At 68.9% G+C, this 17075-nt stretch carries 16 protein-coding genes; 7 read left to right on the top strand and 9 right to left on the bottom strand.

Annotation, left to right across the window (positions count from 1 at the left end):
- Window positions 1-31: 31 nt before the first annotated feature.
- A complete protein-coding gene (locus QRN19_RS10790) occupies window positions 32-1333 on the bottom strand; it encodes an ABC transporter substrate-binding protein (protein ID WP_285026879.1) in 1302 nt (433 codons plus the stop codon).
- Between the two features lie 228 nt (window positions 1334-1561).
- Between QRN19_RS10790 and QRN19_RS10785 the strand changes: the two genes are divergently transcribed.
- Both QRN19_RS10785 and QRN19_RS10780 read left to right on the top strand, forming a co-directional pair.
- Window positions 1562-3598, top strand: coding sequence for a beta-galactosidase (locus tag QRN19_RS10785; protein ID WP_285026877.1), 2037 nt, complete (start codon window positions 1562-1564; stop codon window positions 3596-3598).
- Between the two features lie 313 nt (window positions 3599-3911).
- Window positions 3912-5201 (top strand): HNH endonuclease signature motif containing protein, encoded by a 1290-nt coding sequence (locus QRN19_RS10780; RefSeq protein ID WP_285026875.1) that lies wholly within the window; start codon window positions 3912-3914, stop codon window positions 5199-5201.
- A gap of 245 nt (window positions 5202-5446) precedes the next feature.
- Here QRN19_RS10780 and QRN19_RS10775 read toward each other — a convergent pair whose 3' ends face one another.
- Window positions 5447-6247 (bottom strand): sugar phosphate isomerase/epimerase family protein, encoded by an 801-nt coding sequence (locus tag QRN19_RS10775; protein WP_285026873.1) that lies wholly within the window; start codon window positions 6245-6247, stop codon window positions 5447-5449.
- 188 nt (window positions 6248-6435) lie between these two features.
- On the opposite strand from QRN19_RS10775, the gene QRN19_RS10770 reads away from it, so the two are divergent.
- A complete protein-coding gene (locus QRN19_RS10770; protein ID WP_285026871.1) occupies window positions 6436-6624 on the top strand; it encodes a hypothetical protein in 189 nt (62 codons plus the stop codon).
- A 35-nt stretch (window positions 6625-6659) separates the two neighbouring features.
- On the opposite strand, the gene QRN19_RS10765 is transcribed toward QRN19_RS10770, so the two are convergent.
- Window positions 6660-6863, bottom strand: a complete 204-nt coding sequence (locus tag QRN19_RS10765; RefSeq protein WP_064295795.1) for a three-helix bundle dimerization domain-containing protein — start codon at window positions 6861-6863, stop codon at window positions 6660-6662.
- A gap of 214 nt (window positions 6864-7077) precedes the next feature.
- Here QRN19_RS10765 and QRN19_RS10760 point away from each other — a divergent pair, with 214 nt between their 5' ends.
- Window positions 7078-7521, top strand: a complete 444-nt coding sequence (locus QRN19_RS10760) for a YciI family protein (protein ID WP_285026868.1) — start codon at window positions 7078-7080, stop codon at window positions 7519-7521.
- A gap of 37 nt (window positions 7522-7558) precedes the next feature.
- Entirely contained in the window at window positions 7559-8818 is a 1260-nt protein-coding gene (locus QRN19_RS10755) for an RNA polymerase sigma factor (protein ID WP_285027070.1), read from the top strand.
- 8 nt (window positions 8819-8826) lie between these two features.
- Here QRN19_RS10755 and QRN19_RS10750 read toward each other — a convergent pair whose 3' ends face one another.
- The 5 genes from QRN19_RS10750 to QRN19_RS10730 form a co-directional block, all read right to left on the bottom strand.
- Complete coding sequence (locus QRN19_RS10750) at window positions 8827-9594, bottom strand: DUF805 domain-containing protein (protein ID WP_285026866.1); 768 nt, start codon at window positions 9592-9594, stop codon at window positions 8827-8829.
- 52 nt (window positions 9595-9646) lie between these two features.
- Entirely contained in the window at window positions 9647-11626 is a 1980-nt protein-coding gene (locus tag QRN19_RS10745; RefSeq protein ID WP_285026864.1) for a glycoside hydrolase family 127 protein, read from the bottom strand.
- A gap of 2 nt (window positions 11627-11628) precedes the next feature.
- Window positions 11629-12552: a carbohydrate ABC transporter permease gene (locus tag QRN19_RS10740; protein WP_350224035.1), complete on the bottom strand. Its 924-nt coding sequence runs from the start codon at window positions 12550-12552 to the stop codon at window positions 11629-11631.
- Window positions 12553-12554: 2 nt separating this feature from the next.
- Window positions 12555-13472 carry a carbohydrate ABC transporter permease gene (locus QRN19_RS10735; protein WP_285026863.1) on the bottom strand — a complete coding sequence of 306 codons (918 nt, stop codon included), beginning with the start codon at window positions 13470-13472 and terminating at the stop codon, window positions 12555-12557.
- Window positions 13473-13547: 75 nt separating this feature from the next.
- A complete protein-coding gene (locus QRN19_RS10730; RefSeq protein ID WP_285026862.1) occupies window positions 13548-14843 on the bottom strand; it encodes an ABC transporter substrate-binding protein in 1296 nt (431 codons plus the stop codon).
- Window positions 14844-15002: 159 nt separating this feature from the next.
- Between QRN19_RS10730 and QRN19_RS10725 the strand changes: the two genes are divergently transcribed.
- Window positions 15003-16049, top strand: coding sequence for a LacI family DNA-binding transcriptional regulator (locus QRN19_RS10725; protein ID WP_285026861.1), 1047 nt, complete (start codon window positions 15003-15005; stop codon window positions 16047-16049).
- 70 nt (window positions 16050-16119) lie between these two features.
- Complete coding sequence (locus QRN19_RS10720; RefSeq protein WP_285026860.1) at window positions 16120-16389, top strand: hypothetical protein; 270 nt, start codon at window positions 16120-16122, stop codon at window positions 16387-16389.
- A 27-nt stretch (window positions 16390-16416) separates the two neighbouring features.
- Here the strand turns inward: QRN19_RS10720 and QRN19_RS10715 are convergent, their stop codons facing one another.
- The gene (locus tag QRN19_RS10715; RefSeq protein ID WP_285026859.1) at window positions 16417-17013 is read right to left on the bottom strand and encodes a hypothetical protein; all 597 of its coding nucleotides are present in this window, start codon (window positions 17011-17013) and stop codon (window positions 16417-16419) included.
- Window positions 17014-17075 lie beyond the last annotated feature (62 nt).

Raw genomic sequence — 17075 nt, 5'->3', positions numbered from 1 at the left:
GGGGCCGGCTCGGTGAGCCGGCCCCGTGGGACTACTTGACCGAGAAGCCGCTCTTCTTCAGGTCGTCGATGGTGATGGACTGCATCGCGGCGACGGCGTCGGAGAACGCCTGTGCGGTCTTCGACTCGGCCGCCTTCGCGAACTCGTCGTTGTAAGCGCTGAAGGCGACGTTGACGTTCGGGCCGTAGGTGAACGGCGCGACGGTCTCGGAGGCCTTCGACGCGATGTCGTAGAAGTCGCTCTGCTGGCTGAAGAACTCGGGCGACGTCTTGAGGGCGTCGGCGGCGACCTTCGTCGCGGCCGGGTAGACGCCGGACACGTCGGCGAGCGCGGCGACGGCCTTCGGGTCGGTGTTCAACCAGGTGGCGAACTCGACGGCGGCCTCGGCGTGCTTCGACTGCGTGGTCACCGCGGTGGACGACCCACCCCAGTTACCGTTCGACGGCTTCGAGGCGTCCCACTGCGGCAGCTCGGCCGCGGTCCACTTGCCGGCCGTGTCGGGAGCGTTGCCGCCGAGAACGCCGGGCGCCCAGACGGAGGAGATCCAACCGACCTGTGAACCGTCGTTCAAGCCGGCGTTCCACTCGGGCGTGTACATCGGCTTGTTGTCGATCGCGCCCTCCTCGACGAGCTGACCCCAGTAGGAGGCGACCTGCTCGGTCGGACCGGCGTCGATGTCGACACCCCAACTGTCGCCGTCGATCGACCACCATGACGCGCCCGCCTGCTGCGCGAGCCCGGCGAACCAGCCGGCGTCGTTCGCGGAGAAGGTACCGAGGTACTTCGTCGGGTCCGCCTGGTGCACGGCGCGGGCGACCTCGGCGTACTCGTCCCACGTCGTCGGCACGCTGAGGCCGAGGCTGTCGAGGATGTCCGTGCGGTAGTAGGCCATCATCGGGCCGGAGTCCTGCGGGACGGCGTAGACCGCATCGCCACCGAGCGTGACCGAGTTCCACACGCCGTCGGAGAAGTCGTCCTTGAGATCGGCGGCACCCTGCTTCGAGATGTCGGCGAGCGCGTCGGAGGCGACGAGCGTCGGGATCTTCTGGTACTCGGCCTGGATGAGATCGGGAGCGCCGCTGCCGGCCTTGATCGCCGTGAGCAGCTTGGTGATAGCTGGGTCGCCACCGTCCTGTTTCTGCACGACTACCTGGATGTCGGGGTGGTCCTCGTTCCACAGCTCGACGACCTGCTCGAGGTTGGGCGCCCAGGCCCAGTAGGTGAGTTTGACGGGGCCGGACTCCGTGCCGCCCGAGGATGCCGAGCATCCGGAGAGCAGTAGGGCCGTCGTGGCGACCGTGGCGATGCCGATGTGGCGAAGCGTGCTGCGCATTCGTCCTCCTTGTCGAAAGCTGGAGCGCTCTGGTGCGGGGCAGCGACGCTTCGATGGAGAACGTCGTTGTACCTGTGAGCGGTTACAGTTATTCACAACCGTTTCACGTTGTCAACATCGAAAATCGACCGAAACATGTCTCCTGGGTCTGTGATAGAACTGGGAGCGCACACAGCCAGGCGATCGAATGGATCCGCTCTCGGCCCACTGAGTCACAGGAGACGCAGCATGACCATCGAGCTCGACCCGCTCACCGCACGGGCCACCTGGATCCCCGGCACCACCGGCCTCCGCTACGGCGGCGACTACAACCCCGAGCAGTGGCCGCGGGAGACCTGGCTCGAGGACATCGCCCTCATGCAGTCGGCCGGCGTCGACCTCGTGAGCGTCGGGATCTTCTCCTGGGCGGTCCTCGAACCGCGCGAGCGCGAGTACGACTTCACATTCCTCGACGAGATCATCGGCCTCCTGCACGACGCCGGCATCTCGGTCGACCTCGCGACGCCGACGACGGTGCCGCCGGCCTGGTTCTGGAAGCGCCACCCCGAGGCCCACCCGGTCACCCGCGAGGGACTGCGACTCGGCCACGGCTCACGCGGCATCGCGAGCCCCAGCTCCCCCGCCTACCGTCGCGCGGCAGCCGCGATCACCGAGCAGCTCGCCGCCCGGTACGGATCGCACCCGGCCGTCGTCCTCTGGCACGTGCACAACGAGTACGGCGCACCGATCAGCGAGGACTACTCCGACGGCTCGGTGCTCGCCTTCCGGGCGTGGTTGCAGCGGCGATACGGCTCGATCGAAGCACTCAACGCCGCCTGGGGCACCCGATTCTGGGGGCAGGACTACGGCGAGTGGGACGAGATCGACGCACCGCGCGTTTCGGCCTCCGTCGTCAACCAGACGCAGCGACTCGACTTCGCGCGCTACACCTCGGACATCCTGCTCGAGTGCTACGTCGCCGAGCGCGACATCATCAAGCGGTACGCACCGGAGACCCCGGTGACGACGAACTTCATGGCCACCAACTGCCGCTCGATCGACTACTGGGCCTGGAGCCGAGAGGTCGACATCGTCGCGAACGACTACTACCTCGTCGCCGAGCGGGAGGACAACCACGTCCTGCTCGCGCTCGACTCGGACCTCACCCGCTCGCTCGCCGGCGGCGACCCGTGGATCCTCATGGAGCACTCCACCTCGGCGGTGAACTGGCAGCCGCGCAACATCGCGAAGCGCGCCGGCGAGCTCGCACGCAACAGCGCCAGCCACCTGGCGCGCGGGGCCGACGCGATCCTCTACTTCCAGTTCCGAGCCTCGCGGTACGGGGCGGAGAAGTTCCACTCGGCGATGCTCCCCCATGCCGGGACGGAAAGTCGTATCTGGCGCGAGGTCATGGCGCTCGGTCACGACCTCGGCAAGCTGGACGAGCTGGTGGGCTCGCGGGTGCGGAGTGAGGTCGCGATCCTCTGGGACGTGCAGTCGTTCTGGGCCCAGGACCTCGAGTGGCGTCCGTCGGTCGAGCTCGATCACCGCGAGCGGGTCGAGGCCTACTACGCCGCCCTCTGGCGCGCTGGCGTCACCGTCGACTTCGTGCACCCGCACGACGACCTGAGCGGCTACCGCCTCGTCCTCGCCCCGTCGCTGTACCTGGCGGACCGCGAGACCTCCGAGAACCTCACCGCGTACGTCGAGGGCGGCGGTGCCTTCGTCGTGTCGTACTTCTCGGGCGTCGTCGACGAGCACGACGCCGTCTGGGAGGGTGGCGCACCGGGGGCGTTCCGTCGCGTGCTGGGACTCTCGGTCCCCGAGTTCCTGCCGCTGCACGAGGACGAGACCGTGCGGCTGGACGACGGACGGACGGGCTCGAGCTGGACCGACGACATCGTGCTCGAGGGTGCCGAGGCCGTCTCGAGCTACGCCTCCGGCCCCGCCGCCGGTCAGCCCGCGGTGACCCGCAACCGGTTCGGCGCCGGAACCGCCTGGTACGTCTCCACGAAGCTCGACGACGCCGGACTGTCCGAGCTCCTGTCCGGGGCACTGGAGGAGGCAGGCGTCGACGCTCCGCCAGTGCCGCCGCTCGGGCTGGAGGTCGTCACCCGCTGGGGTGAGGAGGCGTCGTTCACGATCGCGATTAACCACGGCGACGCGGATGCGGAGCTCGCGACGACCGGTGCGATCGAGCTCCTGACGGGCGAGCCGGTGGTCTCGGGTGTCGTGAACATCCCGGCGGGTGCGTTCCGCGTGATCCGGACCCCAGTCGGCCGCTGAGCAGGGTCCGGCTCGGGCGCCCTTCGACAGGCTCAGGGACCGGGGTCCCGTTCACCAGTCGCGCCCTTCGACACACTCGGCGACCGGGCTCCCGGTCGCCAGTCGCGCCCTTCGACAAGCTCAGGGACCGGGTTCCCGTCCACTGAGCCACACACCCGGTCACTGAGCCACACACCCGGTCACTGAGCCACACACTCGGTCACTGAGCCTGTCGAAGTGCGACCCCGCTCCACATCCCCGACAGGCCGCCGGGTTCGTCGAGGCGCGGCGACTGAGCATCTCAAATGTCAGCGGTCCGTGATGGACTGGAGTCATGACCGAGACCTCCACCACGCTCCCGCTGCGCGCGGTGGACGTCTTCGAAGAGCGTCTCGCGGAACTGTCGGACGAGTTCACCACGATCGCCCGCGAGCGTGCCGCACTTGACGCCCGGGAGGCTCGTCTCCTCGCCAGGTCGGCGGCCCTGGCCGACGCCATGGCGGACAGCCTCGTGTCGCACGACGAGACACCCGCACAGCGGAAGGCGCTCATCCGTCGTTCCACCTGCGCCACGCTCGCCATGGCGACACGTGCCTCCGAGCTGACCGTGCAACGCGCCACCGGCGATGCCGAACGACTCGTCGCCGATGCCCCCGATGTCCTCCGCGCGCTGGAGGACGGCCGCATCTCGAACCGGCACGCGCGGACCATCACCGATCAGCTCCAAGACATCCCGGAGCGCGGTCGAGCCGCGTTCCTCGAAGCAGTCCTGCCCATCGCGGAACAGTCGACCGTCGCGCGACTGCAGCACCAGGCTCGCACGCTCCGCGAGCGGCTGCACCCCGAGTCCATCACCGTGCGGGCAGCCCGGTCGGAGGCCGACCGACGGGTGGAGATCGAGCCCGCGGCAGACGGCATGGCGTGGGTGCACCTGTTCACCACGGCGCCCGTCGCCATCGCGATCGGAGAACGCCTCGACGCGCTCGTCGGTGCAGCCCACCTGACGGACGACGACCGCACCTGCCAGCAGCTGCGCGCCGACGCACTCGGCTCACCCTGCATCAGCGGCGTCACCGCGGCCGACCAGACCGACCACCAGGGCCGGCGGTCGCCGATCGCCCGGCCGGTGGAAGTGCTCAACGACATCCATCCCACGGTGAACCTCACCGTGCCCGTGCTCAGCATCCTGGGCGTCGACGAGGCCCCGGCGACCCTCGACGGCTACGGCCCGATCGACCCCGAGACCGCGGCACGGCTCGCGGTCAACGCGCCCTCGATGACGAGGGTGCTCACCGACCCGGAGACGAGCGCGGTCCTCTCGGTCGGGCGGCAGCAGTACCGGGTGCCGGCGGATCTGCAACGAGCGGTCCGCCTCCGGGACGTCACCTGTCGCGCACCGGGTTGCGGGAGACGGGCTCGGGCGTGCGATCTCGACCATTCCGTCGCCTGGGCCGACGGCGGCACGACGAGTGTCGGCAATCTGGCGTGCGTGTGCCGACATCACCACCGACTGAAGCATCTGCCCGGGTGGTCACTCGACCATCGACCCGATGGCGTCCTCGACTGGACCACACCCGACGGCAGGCGACACCGCACGGAACCGGACACGGTCCCGCCGTTCTGAGTGCGTGCGCCGTCCTCGCGGTCGATCCCGAGCCACCCGGAATCCGCTCACCGAACCGACCCCGGTCACTGAGCCAACCTCGGTGACCGAGGCGCCCTCGGTCACCGAGCTTGTCGAAGTGCCCCCGAACACACCTCCACGGCCAGAACACGCATCCCCGCGGGCCCTTCGACACGTCGACAGGCTCAGTGCGGCGCAGCTCAGGGAACGGGCGCCCCGGTCACCGAGCCTGTCGAGCTGCGCGCCTACTTGTCGTTCTCAGCGAGCCAGGCGTAGGACTCGGCGACGCCGCCGAAGATCTCCTTGCTGTAGCCGTCGAACTCCACGACACGGGTCGCGTGCGGTGCGGCAGCGAGAATCGCCGGGATGTCGACCTGCCCCTGACCCGCGGGCTGCTGGTTCGCGAACGCCTGGGCGAGCGCGTCGGGCACGACGAGCGCACTCTCGCTGCTCGGCAGCGCGGTGGCGATGTCGCCGGAGATGATGCCGTCCTTGATGTGCAGGAACTGCACGCGGTCACCGAGCGAACGGAGGAACGCCGGGGTGTCAGCACCGCCGACCGTCGACCAGAAGGTGTCGATCTCGAGGACGACCTCGGGCGACAGCTGCTCGACGAAGAGCTCGAAGATCGGGCGGCCGTCGACGTGGGTCGAGAACTCCCAGTTGTGGTTGTGGTACCCGAACTTCAGGCCGGATGCCGCCGCCTGGACAGCGAGCTCGTTGACGCGCTCGGCGAGACGTGCGGCGTCGTCGGCGGTCTGCCAGCGGTCGGTGGGGATGAAGGGGTCGATGACCGTCCCGATCCCGAGCCGCGACGCCGCGTCGAACGCGACCGCAGGGTCGGCGGTGTCGATGACGGGCGCGTGGCCGGACGGGGCCGTGACACCGGCGGCGGTGAAGGCGGTCTCGAACTCGGCCGCGCGCTCGACGAACGCGTAGGGCTCGACCTTCGTGAAACCGATCTCGGCGATGCGGGCGACGGCGCCCTGCAGGTCCTCGGCGATGGCGTCGCGGACGGTGTACAGCTGCACGGACGGTGCGCTCATGGGTACTCCTTCGTAGCTTCGGGCGGGCACCGAGGGGCGCTTCCCCGCGTGTTCCACACGGCACGGAACCGCTTCTGTCGACTCATCGACAAAAGTACCCGAGGTGAGTCTATCGACAGCGACTGGACGCGCGGGTCGCCGGGCACTCATAGTCTGGGGATTCGACCGACCATCAGCGAGGGGGCACCATGTCAGACCTGAACCGGACGAGGCGGAGATCACCCCTGCGCGCGATCGTCATCATCGGCGTCCTGGTCCTGATCGCCGTCGTCGTCTACGGACTGACCCTGAATCCGAACGTGTTCACCCTGCTCGTCGTCTGCATCGTGATCGTGGTCTCGATCGAGGCACTCACGAGCAGACCCGATCGGCCGTAGCCGACCGGTGGCGGGACCGTTACTTCTCGGAGCGCTTACTTCTCTGAGCGCTTGAGGGACTTCTTGACCGCACGCTCGGCGAGGACGGTCACGTAATCCTGGACCGGACGCTCGGCGAGTGCGCTGACCTCTTCGCGCACGAGCTCGCCGATCCGAGCGGAATCGACCCCCGAGTACTTCTCGCTCAGCTTCGCGGTGAGCTGACGGATGATCTCTTCGTGGTCGATTTCAGTTGCCATGGACTCAGTATCGACCCACAGTTGTTGCCTGGGCTGTGAATCGCGACTTGCGTCCGCCGCTGTTCTCCCGCCGGACACCTGGCCGCCGCGATCCGTTCACCCTCCCCATCGGGTACCCGCCGAGGATATTCTGACCGCGATGTCGATCTCCGTGTTCGCCGTTCGACGTCAGAGTGAGGCGGGCGATCAGCGCCCCTGACGACAGGAGAAGACGATGTCGAAATACATGCTCATCATGCGCAACAGCGGGTCCGTCGAGAAGCTCGAGGACATGGACGTCGAAGCGGTCATCAACGCGATGGGCGCCTACAACGAGTCGATGATCGGCGCCGGTGTGATGGTCGGCGGCGACGGCCTCACCGATGCCGCCCAGGGCGCCGTCGTCGAGTTCACGACCGAGGCCCCGATCGTCACCGACGGCCCCTACGGTGAACTCCACGAACTCTTCAACGGGTTCTGGACCATCGAGGTCGCCACGCGCGAGGAGGCGATCGAATGGGCCAGCCGTGCGCCGCTCGGCCCCGGCAACAAGATCGAGGTGCGCCGCGTGACCGACGAGACGGACTTCGCCGACCACGCCGACAACGAGTACCTCCAGAAGGAGCAGGAGTGGCGGGCGAAGGAGGGCGCGGCGAAGTCCGCAGCCGACCCGGCCTGAGCACGACCGACTCGAGACGGACATGACCGACGCCGACATGACCGCAACCGACGCGGCGGACGGCGACGAAGCCGCCCGCCGCGTGGTCGACGGCGTCTGGCGGATCGAGAGCGCACAGATCGTCGCCACCCTCACGAAGCTGACCGGCGACCTCGGTCTCGCCGAAGACCTCGCCCAGGAAGCCCTCCTCGAGGCCCTCGAGCAGTGGCCGCGTGACGGCGTGCCGCGTAACCCGGGTGCGTGGCTGACGATGGTGGCGAAGCGTCGCGCGATCGACGGCTGGCGACGCCGGGCAGCCTTGGACGAGCGGTACCGCTCGCTCGCCCGTGACCTGGAGCAGGCGAGCGACCTCGACTGGGAGCCGATCGGGGACGACGTCCTGCGGCTCGTCTTCACCGCCTGCCACCCGGTGCTGTCGCGGGAGTCGCAGGTGGCGCTGACGCTGCGAGTCGTCAGCGGGCTCACCACGCAGGAGATCGCCCGGATGCTCCTCGTCCCGGTGCCGACGGTGCAGGCGAGGATCACCCGCGCCAAGAAGACGCTCGCCGCGGCGAACGTCCACTTCGAGGCGCCGGACCCGGCCGAGTGGCCCCGGCGCCTGTCGGCCGTCCTCGGCGTCGTCTACCTGCTCTTCACCGAGGGGTATGCGGCGACGAGCGGACCGACCTGGATCCGCGGCGACCTCGCGAACGAGGCCCTGCGGCTGGGCCGACGCCTCGTCGCGCTCGTCCCGCGCGAGCCGGAGGCGCACGCGCTCGTCGCCCTCATGGAGTTCCAGGCCTCACGATTCGCCGCCCGCGTCGCACCCGACGGCTCCGCGATCCTGCTCGCCGACCAACACCGCGACCGCTGGGACCGGGCGCAGATCTTCCGTGGGACGGCGGCGCTCAGCCGCGCCGACGCCCTCGGCCGGGGTCGCGGTGCCTACGCACTGCAGGCGGCCATCGCGCAGTGCCACTCGGTCGCGCCGAGCGTGGGGGCGACCGACTGGGAGCAGATCGTGATCCTCTATGAGGCACTCGGACGGATCGCCCCCAATCCGGTCGTCGAACTCAACCGCGCGATCGCGGTGTCGATGGCGACCGGCCCGGCGACGGCACTCCGCATCGTGGACGGCCTCGCCGACGATCCATCGCTGCGGGGCTCGCACCTCATCCCGAGCGTTCGCGGCGAACTACTCGCACGACTGGGGCGCACCGAGGAGGCGCGCTCGGAACTCCTGACCGCCGCGCACCTCGCCGCGAACGACCGCGAGCGCGAGGTCCTGCTGCGGAAGGTCTCCGAACTGCCGGCGTGAGGTGCGGCTCAGCTCTTGGCCGGCACCTGGGCCGGCACGTCGAACCGCTGCCCTTCCGGCTTCGACGGCAACAGCACGAGGACGAGCAGGATCACGCTGCCCACCGATGGTACGAGGGTGAGGAAGTAGTAGGTGCCGGGGAAGCCGGCGTCGTGCAGGCGCCGCCACGTGATCGCGAGGCTCGGCACGAAGAGCGCAACCCAGGCGATGAGCGTCAGAACCACCCCGACGATGAGGACGACCGCGCTGACACCGATGCCCGTGGCACCCAGGTCGACCCCGTCGAACTCCCCGACGTACCCGTTGTCATATCGAGCCTGCTGCTGCACGGCCGTCGTCGTGGCGGTGACTGTGACGAGAATCGCACCGATGGTGACCAACAGCGTCGGCACGAGCATGATGATGGTGGTGAACAAGGAACTCCACCAGTACTCGCTGAGCGACGCGCGACCCGAGAAGTTCGCGTACTGCTTGAAGAACCGCTTCCTGGCCTGGCCGAATGTCGCCCCGTAGAGCGGCAGGGAGAGGTCGTCCGGCGAGCTGGCGCCGCGGGGCGGGGGCGCGATGTACTGCGACTGACCGTACGGTGCCTGGCCGTACTGCGGCTGGCCGTACTGCGGCTGGCCGTACTGCGGCTGGCCGTACTGCGGCTGGCCGGAGGGTGCTTGGCCGTACTGGGGCTGTCCGTACGGTTGCCCGTAAGGCGCCTGGCCGGACTGTGGCTGGCCATACGACGGCTGGCCGGAGGGGACCTGAGGGTTCGGAGGATACGTCATGGCTGCTTCCGGATCGCTGGTCGACGAGACACCAGTATGACGTGACCCGCCCTCACGCCCGGGTGATCGGGATCCAGACACGCATCGTGGACGGCCCGCGCTCGGCCCAGGAATGGTACGGCGCGATCGTCGCGGAGAACGCTTCGGCGTCATGTGCCGTGTCGAACGCCTCGCCGTACGGCCAGGCTGCGTCAACGGCGGGGCGCGCACGGAGCGCGACGGACAGACGCCCGTCGACCGCTTCCTCGATCCCCGCGTCCGCATCGATCTCGATGCAAGCGATCGCCTCGTCACCACCCGGGAGGTCCACCGATTCGACGCAGTACACCTCCGGCCCCCGCTCGATCGCCACGCTGCCGCGGATGGCGTCGATGCGAGGGTCCGGCCGGGTCACCCGAGGACGCAGGCTGAAGGTCAGCTCCACGACGTCACCGGGGACGAAGGACCGCTCGACGTCGGCGTAGCCGGGGGTGACAGCGCGATCCGTGGACTCGCCCGCGGCGGGCCGGACGGTCACCACCGCGTCATCCGCCCACGACGGGACGCGCAACGAGACAGTCACCGGTCCGCTGGGCGCCTCCACGATGCGCATGGTGACGACGCCGGAGCGCGGGTAGTCGGTCACGAGCTCAGCCCGGAACCGCCCGCCGTGCTCACCGCCGATGGTCGTGTCGATCGACGCCGACGCGAACTGGTGGATCTGCACACCGTGGTCGTCGCTCGTGGCGACGAACGCCGCCAGGCTCGCGAGTGTCCGCGCCACGTTCGGTGGACAGCACGACACGTCGAACCACGGCGCACGCTCGGAGGACGACGCCCGCGGCGACACCTCGTCGTCCGGGCTCGACTTCCCCGGCGTGCGCTGGTGCAGGGTGTTGGCGTAGAAGAACGCGGTACCGGCGGCCGACGGTGAGGTCGCGACGACGTTGTAGAGGACGCGCTCGATGTGGTCGGCGTAGCGGACGTCGCGGTCCTCCAGCAGCAGCCGCCAACTGAACATGATCGACGCGATGCCGGCACAGGTCTCGGAGTACGCGCGATCGGACGGGAGCTCGAAGTCCTCGCCGAACGCCTCGTCCTGGTGGTGCGATCCCTGCCCGCCGGTCAGGTAGGTGCGGCGGGCGATCGTCCGGTCCCACTGACCGCGGAGGGCGTCGAGCAGGCCCTGGTCACCGTGCTCGACGGCGATGTCGGTGGCACCGGCCGCGAGGTAGTTCGCGCGGACCGCGTGGCCACGCAACGCCTCCGCCTCGCGGATCGGGACGTCGTCCTGGAAGTACGCACGGCCCCACTCGATGTCCTGGAGCACGCCGGTGCCGCGACGCTCGACGAACAGCGACGCGAGTTCGAGGTAGCGCGGCTCGCCCGTCACCCGCGACAGCTCCGCGAGGCCCACCTCGACCTCGGCGTGCCCGCACACGGACTGGATGCCGTCGGTGCCGAAGACCTCGCAGATGAGGTCGGCGGCCCGGGTCGCGATCCCGAGGAGCCCGTCGTCGGAGCCAGGGCTCGTCCGCTCCCGGGCGACGGCCGCCTGGAAGAGGTGGCCGAGGCAGTACAGCTCGTGCCCCCACTCGAGGTCCGACCAGCGCTCACCCTGGCCCGGGCGACCGAAGCGGGTGTTCACGTAGCCGTCGGCTTCCTGCGCGGCGGCGACCCGGTCGACGATCGCGCGGAACCGCGACTCGAGCGCTTCGTCACCACCGAGCCGTCCGAGCTCCCACGCGACGGCCTCGACGTACTTGTAGACCTCGGAGTCGGCGAACTCGCGTCCGCGGCGGCCCTCGGGAAGCGTCCCGGCGGCGGCGAGGTCGAAGTTGCGGAGCCAGCCCTCCCGCTCGAGCCAGTGCTCGACGTGCGGCAGCGTCGCCGTGCCGTTGACCCGCTGACGGTCGGCCCAGAAGCCGTCGGTGATGCGCACCTCGTCGAGGCCGAGCGGCGTGAGCGCGCCGGTGGTGGGGACGACCGGGGCTGCGACGGTCACCGACGTCGTTGGCGTAGTGGACGTGGTGGGTGTGGTGGTGGTGGTCATGGTTACCCCTTGAAGGCGCCGGACATGAAGCCGCGCACGTAGTGACGTTGGAGGATGAGGAAGAGGAGGATGCACGGCAGCGCGAGGACCACGACGCCGGCTTCGGTCGCGCCGTAGTCGACGACGCCCTGGACCTGGCCGCGCAGGTTCGAGACCGCGAGCGGCAGGGTCATCTTCGCCGAGTCGTTGATGAGGATGAGTGGCGCCATGAAGTCGTTCCACGCCGCGAGGAACGCGAACAGGCCGACCGTGATCAGCCCCGGCTTCACGGCCGGCACGAGGACCTTCCACAGCACACTCCAGGATGTGCAGCCGTCGACCATCGCGGCCTCGTCGAGCTCCTTCGGGATCGACTCGAATGCGATGCGCATCATGAAGGTCGAGAACGGCAGTTGGAACATGGTGAGCACGAGCGCCACGCCGACGAGTGAGTTCGACAGCCCGACCAGGTTGAGGAGCACGTACAGCGGGATGAGCAGCGTCGCGTACGGGACCATGAGGATCGCGATGGTGGCGAGGAACAGGGCGTTCTTGCCGCGGAACTGGAACCTGGCGAACGCGTACCCGCCGAAGAGCGAGATGACGAGCGTCAGGACCACGGTCAGCAGCGAGACGAACGCGGAGTTGCCGATGTACTGCAGGATGCCGTCCTGGTACCCGGCGAGGGTGATGTAGTTGCCAAGCCCCCAGCCCTCGGTCTGGTTCGTACCGGCGAGCGGCGACACCGAGCGGACGGCGGTCCAGACCAGCGGGTAGAGGAAGATCACGGCGAGCGCGGCGGTGAAGATCCAGAACGGCATCCGGACGGCGATACCGAAGAAGTTCGTCGGCTTCCCGTCTCGTCCGCGGCCGCGAGTTCGTCCGTGACCACGGACGTCGGGCATCGTCGAGGTGACGGTGGCCGGTTCCTTTCGGGTGATGGTCATGCTCAGTTCTCGACCTTCTTGCTGAACGCGCGGATCTGCACGATGTTGATGACGATGAGCGCGGCGAGCACGATGACCGACAGCGCGCCGGCGACGCCGAGGTTGTTCGGGCCCTGGAACGCCACGTTGTAGATGAGCTGGACGATGGTGATCGTGCTGTTGTCGGGCCCGCCCTTGGTGAGGATGTAGAACTGCTCGAACGCGAGGAGTGAGCCGGTGACGCACATCACCGTCGTGAGCGCGAGTGTCGGCTTGAGCAGCGGGACCGTGATGTCGCGGAAGGTCTGCCAGCGTGATGCACCGTCGATGCGCGCCGCCTCGTAGACCTCCTCCGGGATGCCCTGCAGGCCCACGAGCATGAGCAGCATGTAGAAGCCGGCGAAGCGCCAGACGATGAGGAACACCGTCGACCAGAGCGCCGCGTCGGGCGTGCCGAGGAACGTGAACCCCATCGCCTTGGTCAGCCCGGCGAAGGGACCAGCGATCGGCGAGTACAGCACGTAGAAGAGGAGCGACGCCGAGGCGAGGCCGAGGGCGCTCGGGATGAGGAACGCGGTGCGGAGGAAGCCCTTCCACCGGCTGGACTCCTGCACGAGGAGCGCGAGACCGAGGCCGAGTCCGATGAGCAGGACCGTCGCGATGGCCGTGTACTTGAGCGTGAAGACCACCGAGTCGAGGAAGAAGCGGTTGTCGATGGCCTTCGGGAAGTTCTCGGGGAGGTTCCACCCCTGGTTGCCACCGAGGAGCGGCCAGTCCGAGCCCGCCATCTGGAACACGAGCCCCAGCGGGACGAGGAACAGGAGGACGACGAACACGGCGGTGGGGAGCGCGAACAGCCAGCCGGTGCGGGCGTGCACGGCTCGACGCTTCCGGGCACCGACCGAGTCCGTCGGGCCTCGTCTGGCGAGGGTGGTACTCATGGGTGGACCTTTCGAAGCGGGTGGGTGCCGGTGCGCCGTCGCGGTGAGGATACGGCGGCGCACCGGCGGATCGGACTACTGCGAGAGCACGTCCGTGATGGCATGGTTGTCGGCGTCGACGGTGTCGGTGCCCTCGAGGACCGCGTTCCGCACGAGCGTCAGCCATGGGCTGGTCGGCGAGTTGAAGGCCTCCTGGAAGTTCAGCGAGTACGGGGTGTCGCCCTTCGAGGCGACCTCGTTGATCGTGACGAGGCGCGGGTCCTTGCTCGAGTACTCGTTCTCGGCGAGGTCGGAGCGGGAGACGACGTCGTTGTCCTTCGCGAGGACGCCGACCTGGGCGTCCTCGGACATCAGCCAGCTGAGGAAGTTCCACGACTGGGCGGCCTTCTTGCTGTCCTTCGAGACACCGATGCCGTCGCCACCGACGAAGGTCGAGTCACCGCCCTTCGGTCCGGGGATGCCGGACACACCCACGTCGAATGGCGTGGAGGAGAGCAGGGTCGCCGGGTACGGCATGACGCCGACCTTGCCCTCGGTGAAGCCGGCGGTCCAGGTCGGTCCGGCCTCGTCCTTCGAGGACGGGAGCACGGCGCCGGACTTCCAGAGGTCGGCCCACGTGCTGTAGACCTCCTTCGCGCCGTCCTCGGCGAGGAGGGACTCGGTGCCTTCCTTGTTCATGACCTGCTCGCCGTCGGCCCACACGCTGGGGAACCAGGTGAAGACGAGGCAGCCGCCGCAGTTGAGGCCGGTGGCGGTGCCGTAGGTGTCGGGCTTGTTCAGGGCCTGGACGGCCTTCGCGTCCTCGGCGAACTCGGCCAACGTGGTCGGGCCCTGCTCGGGGTCGAGGCCGGCCTCCTTGTAGAGCTCCTTGTTCCAGAACAGCATCGAGAGGTCGAGGACGAACGGGAGCACGTGTTCCTTCCCGTCCGCGGTGCCGGCGGCGAGGTGGCCCTGGTTGATCTCGTCCTTGAAGTCGAGCCCGTCGATGTTCGCAGTGAGGTCCTGGAAGAGGCCCTGTTCGACCCAGTTCGGGACGTACACGATGTCGGCGGCGAACAGGTCGGGGAGGCTGTCGGAGCCGGCCGCCGCGCCGACCTTCGCGACGTAGTCGTCGTTCGGGACCACGGTGAGCTTCACCTGGTTCTCGTGCGAGGCGTTGTAGGCCTCCACGAGGAGCTTCGCCTGCTTCTCGAGTGGGGCGCGGGTCCAGAGCGTGAGCTCGGACCCGTCGTCGACGCCCTCGGGCCCGGCACTGGCGAGTGGGGAACTCCCGACGCCCCCGGAGGAACAGGCGGCGAGGCCGACGAGGAGGGCGCTGGCGGCCAACACCCCTCCGACCCGCTGCATCCGTCTGGTGTGCGTGCTGCGCATGGTGACTCCTCTGACTCATCGTTGAGCGGACCGGTCGGGTCCGGCGGTGCATGGGAGGTTTTCGAAACTCTCGAAACGCCTTTCGGTAAAGCTAGCCTGGGATCGGTGTAGCGTCAAGAGCGAAGTCCGGTAACGTTTCGGAAACGAAGAGGGGGAGCAATGCCAGACAGTGATGTCGGTGCGTCGGCAACCGGTACCCCCGGCCGAGCGGCGACCCTGGGCGACGTCGCACGGATTGCAGGCGTCTCGATGGCCACCGCCTCGAAGGCCATCAACGGACGGAGCGAGGTCGCCCCGAAGACCCGGCAGCGGGTGCTCGACGCCGCGAAGGAAGTCGCCTTCACCCCGAACGAGCTGGCCCGCAGTCTCATCAACGGGCGCACCGGCACCGTCGGTCTCCTGACGAGCGACCTCGAGGGCCGCTTCGTCATCCCCATCCTCATGGGCGCCGAGGACGCGTTCGGCGCCGGGCAGGTCAACGTGTTCCTGTGCGACGCCCGCGGGGACGCCATCCGCGAGCAGCATCACCTGAACGCCCTCCTCACCCGGCGCGTCGACGGCATCATCGTCGTGGGCCGCACGACGGACCCACGCCCCTCGCTCGGCCACAAACTGCCCGTCCCGGTCGTCTACGCGTACGCGCCGTCCGACGACCCGACCGACGTGTCGATCACCCCCGACAACCGCGACGGCGGGCGCCTCGCCGTCGAGCACCTGATCGCGTGCGGGCGTTCCCGCATCGCGATGATCACGGGTGAACCGCAGTACGCGGCGGCCAGGGACCGCGTGACGGGCGTGCAGAACGCCCTCGCCGCGGCGGGTCTGGACCTCGTCGGTACGCCGATGTTCTCAGAGTGGACCGAGCACTGGGGTCGCGATGCGGCGGCGATGCTGCTCGCACAGCACCCGGAGATCGACGGCATCGTCGCCGGTTCCGACCAGATCGCCCGCGGCGTGCTCGACACCGTCCGCGACCTCGGGCGCGACGTCCCGAGCGACGTCGCGGTCGTCAGCTTCGACAACTGGGAGATCCTGGCCACCAACTCCCGCCCGGAGCTGTCGTCGATCGATGCCAACCTGCAACAGCTCGGCCGACTCGCCGCCACCCGCATCTTCGAGGCGATCGAGGGCACGGAGGTCGCGCAGGGGGTCGAGTACCTGCCGGGCCGCCTCGTCCTCCGCGGTTCCACGATCCCGAGGCGCTGAGGTCCGGTCGGACGCCGATACTCGCCGCGCGGGAGATGCGACAGCCGTCGGACATCGCTACGGTCGAGCCATGGACAGCTCAACCGTCATCATGCTCGTGGTCCTCGCCGCCGTCGCGGTCATCGTCTTCACGATCACCGTGCAGGCCAGACGACGTGCCGGCGGGTCGAAGCATCGCGGTGGTACGACGTCGGACTCCGGTATGCCGTTCATCGTCGGCAGCGACGGTCACCACGGCGGCGGCCACCACGGCGGAAGCGACTCCGGCGGTTGGGACGGTGGGAGCAGCGGCGACTCCGGCGGCGGCGGAGACGGGGGCGGCGGGGGCGGCGGCGACTGATCGGTCGGCCCGGACCACGCCAGATCGTCAGCGACGTCGCTGCTGCTTCGGGCGACGCTTCGGTTTCGGACGCGGCTTCCGCTTCGGTGGCGGGACCACCGCGCCAGAGCCTGTCGAATCGTCGCCTCTACCCGACAAGCGCCTGCGCGAGATGTCGATACCCCCGGCCGGCCCGCCGATCCACATCGGGACATCGCCCTGCCAGCCGGCGACGAAGAACAACACCCCACCGACGACCAGCCCGCCCACTCCGCCGATCTGCCAGATCGCCTCGTCGTAGATCACGGGCCCCACGGCCTGCCCGTCGAAGAGCAGATGGAACCCGTTGTTCACGATGACGACGAGCAGCGTCAGCCACCCCACACCGAACACCGTGCCGGCCACCCACCCCCATGAGGCGATCGCCAACCCGCCCATGACGGCGGCCGCGGCGACGGGTACGCCGAACGCCACGAACAGGACGATCGCGACCCAGGACTCTGCACTGTCGCCGCCGATTGCGGCCAAGACGATCGCGACGACGACGAGCAGCACCACGGAGGCGATGAGCGCGCCAGTCCACGTCGTGATGCGACGACGGCTCATCCGATACGGGTTGGTGGTGGACGACTCCCGGTTCGGCATGGCTCCATCCTCGACCATCGGATGCCCCGCCGCCCGCCGGACGACGAGCGCGGCGTCGCGAT

The organism is Plantibacter sp. ME-Dv--P-122b (assembly GCF_030209375.1).
In the GTDB taxonomy this organism is placed as follows: Bacteria; Actinomycetota; Actinomycetes; order Actinomycetales; family Microbacteriaceae; genus Plantibacter.
Note: the sequence above shows the minus strand (reverse complement) of the source record. Positions and strands in the feature narration are given on the sequence as shown.

Bases quoted from the DNA above. Each gene is read 5' to 3' on its own strand.
- QRN19_RS10720 (WP_285026860.1), top strand. From the start codon at position 16,120: ATGGACAGCTCAACCGTCATCATGCTCGTGGTCCTCGCCGCCGTCGCG.
- QRN19_RS10780 (WP_285026875.1), top strand. From the start codon at position 3,912: ATGACCGAGACCTCCACCACGCTCCCGCTGCGCGCGGTGGACGTCTTC.
- QRN19_RS10760 (WP_285026868.1), top strand. From the start codon at position 7,078: ATGTCGAAATACATGCTCATCATGCGCAACAGCGGGTCCGTCGAGAAG.
- QRN19_RS10785 (WP_285026877.1), top strand. From the start codon at position 1,562: ATGACCATCGAGCTCGACCCGCTCACCGCACGGGCCACCTGGATCCCC.
- QRN19_RS10750 (WP_285026866.1), bottom strand. From the start codon at position 9,594: ATGACGTATCCTCCGAACCCTCAGGTCCCCTCCGGCCAGCCGTCGTAT.
- QRN19_RS10765 (WP_064295795.1), bottom strand. From the start codon at position 6,863: ATGGCAACTGAAATCGACCACGAAGAGATCATCCGTCAGCTCACCGCG.
- QRN19_RS10770 (WP_285026871.1), top strand. From the start codon at position 6,436: ATGTCAGACCTGAACCGGACGAGGCGGAGATCACCCCTGCGCGCGATC.
- QRN19_RS10775 (WP_285026873.1), bottom strand. From the start codon at position 6,247: ATGAGCGCACCGTCCGTGCAGCTGTACACCGTCCGCGACGCCATCGCC.
- QRN19_RS10730 (WP_285026862.1), bottom strand. From the start codon at position 14,843: ATGCGCAGCACGCACACCAGACGGATGCAGCGGGTCGGAGGGGTGTTG.
- QRN19_RS10790 (WP_285026879.1), bottom strand. From the start codon at position 1,333: ATGCGCAGCACGCTTCGCCACATCGGCATCGCCACGGTCGCCACGACG.
- QRN19_RS10745 (WP_285026864.1), bottom strand. From the start codon at position 11,626: ATGACCACCACCACCACACCCACCACGTCCACTACGCCAACGACGTCG.
- QRN19_RS10725 (WP_285026861.1), top strand. From the start codon at position 15,003: ATGCCAGACAGTGATGTCGGTGCGTCGGCAACCGGTACCCCCGGCCGA.
- QRN19_RS10735 (WP_285026863.1), bottom strand. From the start codon at position 13,472: ATGAGTACCACCCTCGCCAGACGAGGCCCGACGGACTCGGTCGGTGCC.
- QRN19_RS10740 (WP_350224035.1), bottom strand. From the start codon at position 12,552: ATGACCATCACCCGAAAGGAACCGGCCACCGTCACCTCGACGATGCCC.
- QRN19_RS10755 (WP_285027070.1), top strand. From the start codon at position 7,559: ATGACCGCAACCGACGCGGCGGACGGCGACGAAGCCGCCCGCCGCGTG.
- QRN19_RS10715 (WP_285026859.1), bottom strand. From the start codon at position 17,013: ATGCCGAACCGGGAGTCGTCCACCACCAACCCGTATCGGATGAGCCGT.